The sequence below is a fragment of the Streptomyces sp. NPDC002403 genome (assembly GCF_053593015.1).
The window spans coordinates 46510-57495 of record NZ_JBSFBQ010000013.1 but is presented as its reverse complement, the minus strand read 5'-3'; the positions used below and the strand labels follow the sequence as shown (position 1 = coordinate 57495).

General features: G+C 72.0%; 10 protein-coding genes. 1 reads left to right on the top strand and 9 read right to left on the bottom strand.

All coding sequences use genetic code 11. The annotated features are described in order from the left end of the window. Window positions 1-9: 9 nt before the first annotated feature. The 6 genes from ACWCPY_RS16915 to ACWCPY_RS16890 all read right to left on the bottom strand — a co-directional run bounded on the left by ACWCPY_RS16915 (window position 10) and on the right by ACWCPY_RS16890 (window position 6070). A complete protein-coding gene (locus ACWCPY_RS16915) occupies window positions 10-1356 on the bottom strand; it encodes a 6-phospho-beta-glucosidase (RefSeq protein ID WP_451265616.1) in 1347 nt (448 codons plus the stop codon). Window positions 1357-1455: 99 nt separating this feature from the next. Then, on the bottom strand, window positions 1456-2994 hold the full coding sequence (locus ACWCPY_RS16910) for a cytochrome P450 (RefSeq protein WP_451265614.1): 1539 nt from the start codon (window positions 2992-2994) through the stop codon (window positions 1456-1458). Between the two features lie 71 nt (window positions 2995-3065). Next, complete coding sequence (locus tag ACWCPY_RS16905; protein WP_072485036.1) at window positions 3066-3680, bottom strand: GTP-binding protein; 615 nt, start codon at window positions 3678-3680, stop codon at window positions 3066-3068. Next, window positions 3661-4032 carry a DUF742 domain-containing protein gene (locus ACWCPY_RS16900; protein WP_451265612.1) on the bottom strand — a complete coding sequence of 124 codons (372 nt, stop codon included), beginning with the start codon at window positions 4030-4032 and terminating at the stop codon, window positions 3661-3663. The genes ACWCPY_RS16905 and ACWCPY_RS16900 overlap by 20 nt, the downstream gene beginning before the upstream one ends. Then, window positions 4029-4436: a roadblock/LC7 domain-containing protein gene (locus ACWCPY_RS16895; RefSeq protein WP_072485038.1), complete on the bottom strand. Its 408-nt coding sequence runs from the start codon at window positions 4434-4436 to the stop codon at window positions 4029-4031. The genes ACWCPY_RS16900 and ACWCPY_RS16895 overlap by 4 nt, the downstream gene beginning before the upstream one ends. Beyond that, complete coding sequence (locus ACWCPY_RS16890) at window positions 4433-6070, bottom strand: sensor histidine kinase (protein WP_451265610.1); 1638 nt, start codon at window positions 6068-6070, stop codon at window positions 4433-4435. Before ACWCPY_RS16890 ends, ACWCPY_RS16895 begins: the two co-directional genes overlap by 4 nt. Before the next feature lie 430 nt (window positions 6071-6500). Between ACWCPY_RS16890 and ACWCPY_RS16885 the strand changes: the two genes are divergently transcribed. Then, window positions 6501-7325 (top strand): IclR family transcriptional regulator, encoded by an 825-nt coding sequence (locus ACWCPY_RS16885; protein WP_451265608.1) that lies wholly within the window; start codon window positions 6501-6503, stop codon window positions 7323-7325. Between the two features lie 70 nt (window positions 7326-7395). Here ACWCPY_RS16885 and thrS read toward each other — a convergent pair whose 3' ends face one another. From thrS to ACWCPY_RS16870, 3 genes are all read right to left on the bottom strand, one after another. Continuing rightward, window positions 7396-8610, bottom strand: coding sequence for a threonine--tRNA ligase (gene thrS / locus ACWCPY_RS16880; RefSeq protein WP_451265606.1), 1215 nt, complete (start codon window positions 8608-8610; stop codon window positions 7396-7398). 219 nt (window positions 8611-8829) lie between these two features. After that, on the bottom strand, window positions 8830-9336 hold the full coding sequence (locus tag ACWCPY_RS16875; RefSeq protein WP_451265604.1) for a MarR family winged helix-turn-helix transcriptional regulator: 507 nt from the start codon (window positions 9334-9336) through the stop codon (window positions 8830-8832). After that, entirely contained in the window at window positions 9333-10946 is a 1614-nt protein-coding gene (locus ACWCPY_RS16870; protein WP_451265821.1) for an FUSC family protein, read from the bottom strand. The genes ACWCPY_RS16875 and ACWCPY_RS16870 overlap by 4 nt, the downstream gene beginning before the upstream one ends. Window positions 10947-10986 lie beyond the last annotated feature (40 nt).

Sequence of the window (10986 nt, the reverse complement as noted above, 5' to 3'; positions counted from 1 at the left end):
TGAGGGGCGTCAGGGCCGGTTGAGGTAGGCGAGGCCGGGATGGACCTTGATGTATCCGTCGACGAGGCGGCCGGCCACGGTCACCGAGTCGACCAGCGGGTGCAGCGCGAAGGCCTTCACGGCAGCGGCCCGGGACCCGCTCTCCGCCGCGTCCAGCACCGCGCGCTCGACGGCCTTGACCGCGGTGACCAGCCCGACGGCGTGGTACGGGAGCGGGTCGGCGGCGACGGGACGGGCGCCGTTGGCGTCGACCATGCACGGCACCTCGATCACGGCGTCCGCGTCGAGCACCGAGAGCGTGGTGCGGTTGCGGACGTCGAGGATGAGCGAGGTCCGTTCGTTGCGGGCGACGGCCCGCATGAGGGCGAGCGCCACCTGCTCGTAGCCGCCGGACTCCAGATCGCTCTCGTCCCGCTCGCCGACCCCGGCGACCTCCCTGTTCTCCGACATGTAGGTGGCCTCGCGCTCGGCGCGGGTGCGGTCCCAGGCGGACAGGGCGGGGGTGGCGGGGTCCTTCATCCGGGCGTAGAAACCCTCCTGCTGCTCGCGGAGGAAGGCGCCGCGGGTCTGCTCGGCGTCCTGGTAGGCGCGTACCGCTTCCCGGTTGAAGTAGTAGTAGTGCAGGTATTCGTTGGGGACGGCGCCCAGCGACCGCAGCCAGTCGGTGCCGAAGAGCCTGCCCTCCTCGAAGGAGCCGAGGAGTTCCGGGTCCGCGAGCAGCCCGGGAAGTTCGTCCCGGCCGTCGACGTACAGTCCACGTACCCAGCCCAGGTGGTTGAGCCCGATGTAGTCGATCCGGGCCCGGTCGGGGTCGGCACCGAGCACCCGGGCGATGCGGCGGCCGAGGCCCACCGGCGAGTCGCAGATGCCGATGACCCGGTCGCCCAGGTGACGGGACATGGCCTCGGTGACCAGACCGGCCGGGTTGGTGAAGTTGATGACCCAGGCCTCGGGGGCGAGTCTGGCGATGCGCTGTGCGAGGTCGACGGCGACCGGCACGGTGCGCAGGCCGTACGCGATGCCGCCGGCGCCGACCGTCTCCTGGCCGAGTACGCCTTCGTCGAGGGCGACCCGTTCGTCGGCCGCCCGGCCTTCGAGTCCGCCGACCCGGATCGCCGAGAACACGAAGTCGGAGCCGCGCAGTGCTTCGTCGAGGTCGGTGGTGGCGGTGACGGCCGGCGCGTCGGGTACGCCGACGGCCTGTTCACCGAGCACCCGGGCCACGGCGGTCAGCCGGTCGGCGTCGGTGTCGTAGAGGGTGACCGCCGTTACGCGGCCTTCGGCATGGTCGGCGAGCAGCGCCCCGTACACGAGTGGAACCCGGAATCCGCCGCCGCCCAGAATTGTCAGCTTCACGCTTGTGGATGGTACGGCCCGGGGCCGTGTCCGCGAAGGAGCGCCGTCTGCCCGCGGGGCAGGCGGGACTTCATGGACACGGCCCCGGAGCGGCTCGGATCAGCCGCCGCTCCACCAGCGCGAAACGGCCCGCCACAGCCGCGTCGGCGCGGACTCGCCGCGCTGCTGCGGGATCCGTCCGACGGCGGCCGGGGCGAAGGCCGCGCCCTCCGGCTCCTCGACAGCGGTGGCTGTCGCGGCCGTGGCCGGGGCGCGCCCGGGCGTGGGTGCGGTGTGCCGGACGGTCGACTGCACCTCCCAGTCCTCGCGCGGCGGGTTGGGCCTCCCCATGGACGGCGGCTCCTTGTCGTCCTGCGGGGCGCGCGTGGCGAAGTCCGCCGGGAGCTCCACCAGGTGCCGGCCCATGATGTTCCCGATCCAGCTCAGCTCGCTCTCCTCGACGGCGAGTTCGAGGTCCGGCAGTCGCATCAGCAGGGCGTCGACGCCGACGTCCGCGATGGCGCGCCCGATGTCCTGGCCGGGGCATTCGTGGGGGCCGCCGCTGAACGCGAGGTGGGCGCGGTTGCCCGCCATGTCGGCGGTCAGATCGGGCCGGACCACCGGGTCGGTGTTGGCCGGTGCGATGCCGACGATCAGCGCGTCGCCGGCCTTGATCTGCTTGCCGCCGAGCTCGGTGTCCCCGACCGCCCAGCGGCCGAAGACCGCGGTGAACGGCGGCTCGTCCCACAGTGTCTGCTCGACCGCCTCGGGCACCGTCATGTGCCCGCCGCTGAGCCTGGCCCGGAAGCGCGGGTCGGTGAGCACCATGCGCAGGACGTTGGCGATCAGGTTGGCGGTCGCCTCGTAGGAGGCGATGAGGATCAGCCGGAGGTGCTCGCTGACCTCCTGGTCGTTCAGCCCGGCGGGGTGTTCGACGAGCCAGGTGGCGAAGTCGTCCGCGGGTTCGCGCCGGCGGCGCTGGACGAGCCGGGTCAGCGCGTCGAGCACATAGGCGTTGCTGGCGACCGCGGTCGCCGTGCCGCGGGTCATGTCGCGGGCGGCCTGGACCATCCGATCGTTGTACTCCTCGGGCATGCCGATGATCGCGCACATCACCATCATCGGCAGCCGCTCGGCGAACTGGCTGACCAGGTCGACGCGCCCCTGCTGGCAGAACTCGTTGACGAGCCGGTTGCTGTAGCGGTTGACGTGGCGGCGGACGCCGCGGGTGTCGATCCGGCCCATGCTGTCGGTGACGGCGCCGCGCAGGCGCTCGTGGGTGGCGCCGTCGGCGAACACGCACATCGGCTGCCAGGTGAAGATCGGGGCCAGCGGGTGGTCCGGGGCGACGCTGCCGTCCTGCAGGGCCCGCCACCGCCGGGAGTCGCGGGAGAACTGCGAGGGCGTACGGGTCATGTGCAGGTTCTCGCTGTGCCCGAGGACCAGCCAGGCGGGCACGTCCCCGTGAAGCAGCACGGGGGCCACGGTGCCGTGTTCGGCTCGCAGCTTGTCATAGAGCCCGTGGGGGTCCCGCTCGGCCTCCGGGCCGTAGAACCGGCGCAGCCCGCCGGGGCCGATGCCGAGGCCGTGGGCCGGGCATCCGGGGGGCGGAACCGGCCCCTGGGCCGCTCCGGGCTCGTAGTGGAATGGGGTTGTCACGATCGCTCCAGGGATCAGGCTTCCAAGTACCGGACTGATGGGGATGCGCGCGGGGGGTTCTGGTACTGCGGTCAGGCGAGCGGGAGGGCCAGACTGTGCAGATAGCGCATCAGGGTCATCAGCACGTCGCGGCTGGAGCCGCGCAGTCGGGCGTCGCAGTCGATCATCGGGACCTCCTCGGGGAGGTCCAGGGCGCTCCGCAGCGCCTCGACGGGGTGTTTCGGGGCGTCGGGGAAGGTGTTGATGGCGACGACGAACGGCACGCCGCGCTCCTCCAGTCTCCCGATGACGTCGAAGCTGACTTCGAGACGCCGGGTGTCGATGAGGACCACCGCGCCGAGGGCACCCTCGAACAGGCCGTTCCACAGGAACCAGAACCGTTCCTGGCCCGGGGTGCCGAACAGGTAGAGGATCAGTTCCTCGCTGATGGAGATCCGGCCGAAGTCCATGGCGACCGTGGTGGCGGTCTTGCTCTCCACCCCGTAGTTGTCGTCCACACCGACACCGGCCTGGGTCATGGTCTCCTCGGTGGTCAGCGGCCGGATCTCGCTGACGGAACCGACCATGGTCGTCTTGCCGACCCCGAACCCGCCGACGATCACGACCTTCACCGCGGCTGTCGCCGTGGTGGGAAGGACGTCCTCGCGCCGGGGGCCGGTGATCGTGTCAGAGCTTCTGAAGTCCATGCATCACCGCTTCGAGAAGGGACCTGTCCGGGAGAGTGGCGCGGACGATGGGTGCGCGCGATTCGATGAGTCCGGCAGCGAGGAGCTCGGTGAGGAGCGAGGTCACCACGCTGAAGGGCAGACTGAGGTACGCCGAGATCTCGGCGACGGATAACGGCGCCTGGCACAGCCGCAGGATCACGGCCTGCTCGGGCTGGACCGTCGGCGTCGGCTGTGCCTGCGCGACGATCATCGTGACCAGGTCGAGCTGTGCCCGCTCGCTGCCGTCGGGATCGCCGGTGATCACATAGAGCCGTTCCGGATCGCTCAGAGCCGGATCGGCCTTTCGGCGTTCTCTTCGGGGAGAGTTCATCCGGCCTGCCCGTCATGGCGCGGCGGACTCGTCAGGTGGGCACCGATCCTGACGACCATGTCGCGCATCCGCGATCCGACGAGTCCCGCGTCGACCGTCTCGCCGGCGAGGACCGCGAGGTACGCGCCCGTTCCGGCCGCCATCAGGTAGAAGAATCCGCCGGTGACTTCGATGACGACCAGTCGCATCACGCCGTCGCTGTACGGGATTTCGGAGGCGACCGCGGCGGCCAGGCTCTGCAGCCCGGCGCAGGCCGCCGCGAGGCGGTCGGCGACATCGGGGTCGCCGCCGTGCCGGGCGATGCGCAGACCGTCGGCGGAGAGCACCACGATCTGGTGGATGTCCGGTACGTCGTCGGCCAGTTCCTTGAGCATCCAGTCCATGTTTCCCCGCTGCTGGATCACTTCAGGTCTCCCTTGTCCCACGCATCGTCAGAGTCTTCGTCGGTCGTCGGGTCCTGCGGCACGCCGTTGACCGCGTTGGTGAAGGCCTCCAGCCAGAGTCCGGGGGGCTGCTCCTTGCCGCCGGGTCCGTGACCGTTGGTGTGGCCGTTCGCGTGGCCGTTTGTGTGGCCGTTGGTGTAGCCGTTGCGCTGTCCTGCGGCGGGGTCGACGGGCTGGGCCGGGAGGTTGTGCGAGCCCAGGGGCGCCCGGCCGCGGCTGCGGCGCTGCGGGAGCCCACCCGCGGTCCACTCGGTCACCACGGGGACGTCTTCCTCCATGGCGGCCGCGGGAACGACCGGCCGGGTGACGGGCGCGACCGGTCCGGTGGCGGGTCGCTGGGCCACTGGGGTACGCGGCTTGCGGCGGGCCGGCACGACGTGCTTCATGGCCTCCTGGTCGATGTCGCTGGTGGGCCTCGACGTGGCACCGATGCCGTGCGCGATCCCGGGAGCGGGCCCGGTGGTGATCATGGCGCGGGGCACGATGAGCACGGCGCGGACACCGCCGTACGCGGACTGCCGCAGCGAGACCTGGAGGTCGTACATCCGCGAGAGCCGGCCGACGACGGCCATGCCGAGGCGCGGGGACTCGCCGAGGTCGTTCATGTTGGAGCCGGCCTGGGCCCTGGCGAGCATGTTCTCGGCCCGCGAGCGGGCCTCCTCGCTGAGCGAGACGCCGCCGTCCTCGATCTCGATGGCGATGCCGGTCTGCACCTCGACGGCGGTGACGTGCACCCGGGTCTGCGGGGGCGAGTAGCGGGTGGCGTTGTCGAGGAGTTCGGCGCAGGCGTGGATGAGCGGTTCGACGGCGGTGCCGATGATGGCGACCTTGGCGATCGAGTGCAGATCGACGCGGGGGTATTCCAGGATCCGCGACATGGCACCGCGCAACACGCTGAACAGCGGTACGGGCTTGGGCCACTGACGGCTGGGCCGGGCACCGCCGAGTACCGCGATGGAGTCGGCGAGGCGGCCGATCAGCGCGGTGCCGTGGTCGATGCGGAGCAGGTCGTCGAAGACGTCGGGGTTGCGCCCGTGGTGCTCCTCCATCTCGCGCAGTTCGCTCGCCTGACGGTGGACGATCGCCTGGACGCGCCGGGCGACGTTGACGAAGGCGCGCTGCGCGGAGTCACGCATCGCCTCTTCGTTGTCGATGATGTTCAGCACCGTGTAGACGAGGGTGCGCTGGGCGTCGGGGAGGTCGCGGTACAGCTCGTCCGCGTCGACGACGTCGCGGAGCACCTCTTCGGGCGAATTGCCCACGCGCAGCCGGTGGATGGCGGCCGGCAGGAGCTCCTTGCTGATCCGCACGGTCTCGTCGTCGTGGGTGGCGATGCGCCGCTCCAGCTCGGCGAAGCGCCGTTCGTACACCGCGCGCTGGCTGCGCAGGTCGCGCGCCCGGCGGGCGAGTTGGACGCTCAGCACGACGACCGCGACGGTGGCGACGGCGCCGCACCATACGACTGGTATGCGCGCGGCCGCGGAAACCAGTGCCACCGCGGCGGCGGTGGCGCCGCCCATCAGGAGCACGGGCAGCAACACGGCACGAGCGACGCGGACTTCTCGGTCGATCGGCGGTGATTCAACACGAACCATCTAGGACCTCTGGCGGTTGATTCGGGAGGTATGCACACTTGCAGGGCAGTCGGGAACAAGCGCTCGAATTCATATCAACTCGACTTCACTGCGCGTGAGCTTAGTCAGATCGAATCAGTGCTTCGGCACATTCACCCAACCCCCTGCGCGAGCGCTCCAGCGGTAATACACTCACGAGTTTTTGCACGCACCGCCGTCAGGCGCACACAGGGAGTGATGTTCGGGGTGGTCCGGCGAGACATCGAGTCATCCGTACCGGAGAACGGGACGGTTTCCGAGTCCGTCATGGCATCCGGTCGGGTCAACCCGCCCATCTCGTACGGTGGTTAAGGCGAAGGTGGCGCGATCCGCCCTGGTCTGCCACTCCATCGCGTCCCGCATCGCGGGACAGACGTACATGTGATCGAACCGGATCGAAAGGAGCACATTCATGTCGCATCGGCGGGTGGACGGCCCGGTCACCGAACTGACGTCGGAGCCGGAGGGGAAGGGACACCTCCCGGGGCCCGGCCGTGGCTGCACCATCGAATCGCTGGACACCGGGCTGCGGCTGATGCGGCTCTTCCTCACCCATGACATGCTCACCGTCTCCGAGGCCGCCGGGCTGCTCTCCGTGGGCCGGTCCACCGCGCACCGGGTGCTCAGCACCCTGGAGGGACGCGGTTTCGCGATCCGGGACTTCTCCGGCCGCGGTTACTCGGCCGGTCCGGAGCTGGTCCGGCTCGGCCGCCCGGCGGGATTCGGCACGGCCGTCCGCGAACGGCTGGGAGCGGTACTGGAGGACGCGCTGCGCCGCACCGGCGAGACGGTGCAGAGCACGGCGCTGATCGGCGACCGGATCATCGTCACCGACGGCCGCGAGTCGCCGCATCCGGTGCGGGTGATGCCCGGAGTCGGCGGTACGCACCCGGCCCACGCCACGTCGGGCGGCAAGATGCTGCTCTCCCGGATGGCGCCGGAACAGGTCTGCGCCCTCTACCCGCACGAGGAGCTGCCCGTGGCCACGCCGGCCGCCCCCGCCTCGCGCTCCGCGCTGCTCGCCGAGCTGGCAGAGGTCCGCTCCCGCGGATTCGCGGTCAGCCGGGGGGAGTCGGTCCGGGGCATGCACACGGTGGCCGTGCCACTGGCGGGTTCGAGCTGGCGCGACCGGCTCGCCCTGATGGCCTCGGCGCCCGCCGACCGCGGCGACGACGCGGCTCTCGCCCGCCGGGCCGGGGAACTGCGCCTGTCCGCCGCACTGTTGAGCGCGGACTGACCGTCCCCCGCGGTGCGGGAGGCGGCAGCGGACCGCCGCGCCGGGCGGGCCGCCGCCGCATCCGTCGGCCCTACGACCGGAGTTCGATGCTGTGCGCGTCCACCAGCGCGGCGATCCGGGCGAGAACCTCGTCCGCGGGCCGCGGATCGAGGCGGGTTCCGTCGCGCAGGCGCAGGGCCACGTGCCCCTCGGCCGCTTCCCTGGCCCCGATGACCGCCTGGCCGGGCGCCAGGCGGGCCTCCCGGATACGGGCTCCCAGGGTGCCGCGTTCCGGTCCGGCGATCTCGGCCCGCAGCCCCAGGCCGGCACACTGCCGGGCGAGCACCTCGGCCTCCGGCAGTTCGGCCCCCGAGACCGGGAGGATCGCCAGCTGGACGGGGGCGAGCCAGGCGGGAAGGGCCCCGCCATGTGCCTCGATCAGATGGGCGACGGCCCGCTCCACACTGCCGATGATGCTGCGGTGGACCATGACGGGCCGGTGTTTCGCGCCGTCGGCGCCGATGTAGTGCAGTGCGAACCGGACCGGCTGGTGGAAGTCGATCTGGACGGTGGACAGGGTGGACTCCCGGCCCGCGCCGTCGACGACCTGGACATCGATCTTGGGGCCGTAGAACGCGGCCTCGCCCTCGACCGCCTCGTAGGGCACTCCCGAGCGTTCGAGGACCTCGGCCAGCAGAGCGGTGGACCGCTGCCACATCACGGGGTCGTCGACGTACTTGCCGCCCGCTCCCGGGAGGGAGAGCCGGTAGCGGGCCGCGCTGATGCCCAGGGCGCGGTACGCCCCGCCGATCAGTTCCAGCGCGGCCCGCGCCTCCTCGGCCACCTGGTCCGGGGTGCAGAAGATGTGCGCGTCGTTCAGCTGGATGGAGCGCACCCGGGTCAGTCCGCCGAGCACTCCGGAGAGTTCGGAGCGGTACATGCCGCCCAGCTCGGCCATGCGCAGCGGCAGTTCGCGGTAGCTGTGCGAGCGGGAGCGGTAGATGACCGCGTGGTGCGGACACAGGCTGGGTCGCAGCACCATCTGCTCCCCGCCCAGGTCCATCGGCGGGAACATGTCGTCGCTGTAGTGCGACCAGTGCCCGGAGATCTCGTACAGCTCCCGCTTGCCGAGCACCGGCGAGTACACGTGCCGGTAGCCCGCCCGCTGTTCGGCGGTGCGGATGTACTCCTCCAGGGTGTGGCGCACGGCGGCGCCGTCGGGCAGCCAGTAGGGCAGTCCCGCGCCGATCAGCGGGTCGGTGTCGAACAGGTCCAGCTCGCGGCCGAGCTTTCGGTGGTCGTGCACGGTGGTCTCCTCGCGGTCGTCGGGCGGGTGACCGCAAGGCGAAGCCCCGGGGCACTCGCCCCGGGGCTTCTCACTGCACAGCTGTCAGCGCGCCGGGACACTCTCCGGCGTCGTCGTCATGGCAGCGCGCTTCATGCGGTGGACGCTAGCAGTGGCGCACCGGCGTCCGCGCGGCATTTTCCCGCGCGCTGCCGGCAGGGCCCGCACACCTGGCCCGGTTCAGCGCCGGCCGCCGCCGATCCGTCCCTCCAGCTGCACCAGCAACTCGCTGAGCTGGGCGCTGAGCCGAGTACGGGACTGTTCGTCGAGGCCGGAGAGCACCGCGCGTTCGTACGCGAGCTGCCGGGGCAGCAGCATGTCCACCAGCTCGCGGCCCTGCCCGGTGAGGCGGATGTGGTTGACGCGGCGGTCGCGGTCGTCGCCGCGGCGGTCGACGAGACCGCGCTCCTGGAGGATCCGCAGGCGCTTGGTGACCGCGGCGCCGGACGAGAAGGTCTCCCTGGCCAGTTCACCGGGGGTGAGTTCGCGGTCGGTACGGCGTACGGCACCGAGCAGGTCGAACTCGGCGCGGGTCAGCCCGGCGGCGCGCAGCGGGGCGTCCTCCGCCTGCTGGAGCAGGGCCGCGCAGCGGTTGATGCGGCCGATGAGTTCCATCGGTCCGGTGTCCAGTTCCGGGTTGACGGCCTGCCACTGCCGTACCACCGAGGCGACGATGTCGTCGGTCACACCGCTCCGTTCTCCGGGGCGTGGGCGATCGACCCCCGCCGTGTTGCTGTAGCGGCGAGCGTACGGTGTCCGGCCTGCTCGGCGGCGAGGACCTGCTCCTGGGGCAGGGCGCGCTGCCACCACTCGCCCGCCGCGGTGTCGTCCGCCTCGCGCAGTTCGACGAGCGATCCGGTCAGCCCGCGGTGGGCGGCGTCGAGCGCGGCAAGTGTGGCCTGCGGGGCGGCCAGTGTGCGTACGGCGTGGGCGCGGGCCAGGTCGGTGGCGGCCAGGGCCTTCTCCAGGCGCCCGGCGGCCCGGCGGTTGGTCACCAGCATGGCGGCGAGCAGGCCCGCGGCGGCGCCGATGACGGTGTCCAGCACCCGGTCGCCGATGAGTTCACCCGCCGGGTGGGTGCCGGCGAATTCCAGGACCAGCAGGGCCATCGGGGTGACGGCGACGGAGCCGAGCCAGTAGTTGCGGGTGATCAGGGCCTCGGCCGCGAAGCCGAAGAACAGACAGAAGCCGATGAGGGCCAGCGGTCCGGTGCGGCTGACCGGGAGGACGGCGGCGAAGACGAGGACACCGAGCAGATTGCCGAGGGTGCGCTGGAGGGCCCGGTTCCAGGACAGCGTCACGTTCGCCTGGTACAGGGAGGCGGCGGTGACGATCGCCCAGTAGGGACGTCCGACGCCGACCGCCTGGGAGACGTATCCGGCCAGGGCGCAGCCGACGAGCGCGCGGGCGCCGATGGGCAGCAGCGGGGAGCCCGGGGCGAGGCTGCGCAGCAGGGCGCGGCGGGCGTCGCGGCGGCCGCCACCGTGCCGGGCGGCCCGTTCGGCGGCGATGCCGGACAGTTCCTCGGACGTGCCGGGGGCGGCCGGCGGGGTGGGGACGGGGCCGCGGGCGCGGATCTGCCGGGCCCAGGTCCGGAGCCGGTCGGGGTCGGGTGCGAGCGGGGAGGCGCCGGGGGCGCCTCCGGCCAGGGCGGCTTCGGCATGGACCACGAGGCGTTCGAGAGCCCGGCGTGCGGGCGTGGGGCGTCCGGCGGCGAGCAGGGTCTGCCAGGCCCCGTGCACGGCGGCGGCCGCGGCGTGCCGGGTGCGGTGGCCGGGGCGGGCGAGGTACGCCGCGGCGGCGTCGAGGGCGCGCGCCGTCGCCCGGCGCTCCGGGCCCTCCCGGCGCAGGAGTGCGGGGCCGGCCGTGACCAGCCAGGCGATCGCGCCCGCTGCCAGGGTCAGCGCGAGATGGCCGGGCACCTGGCCGAGACGCTGTGGGGCGAAGAGCGCGGCGGAGGTGACGAAGGTGAAGATCACCGGTCCGGGCGGTCCGATGCGGGTGGCGTCGCAGAGCGTCTTCTGCCCGGCGGCGAGCAGGGCCCCGACCGCGATCAGCACAGCGGTGGCCCCGGTGAGAGAGGCCGCGACCAGGGATATCGCCATGCCGATGACCATGGCCACGACGACTCCGGCGACGGCCCTGGCACGGCGGGCGTACGGCAGGTTGTGGCCGTACAGCGCACAGAGCGAACCGGCCATCGTGTACATCACGAGGTCGAGCCGGTCGACGGCGAGGAGCAGCAGATCGGGTACGGCAGTGGCGACGACCACGCTCAGTGCCGGTTTGAACCACATGTCCGAGGGCCGGGCGAGACGCAGCGGGGACGCCAGCGGG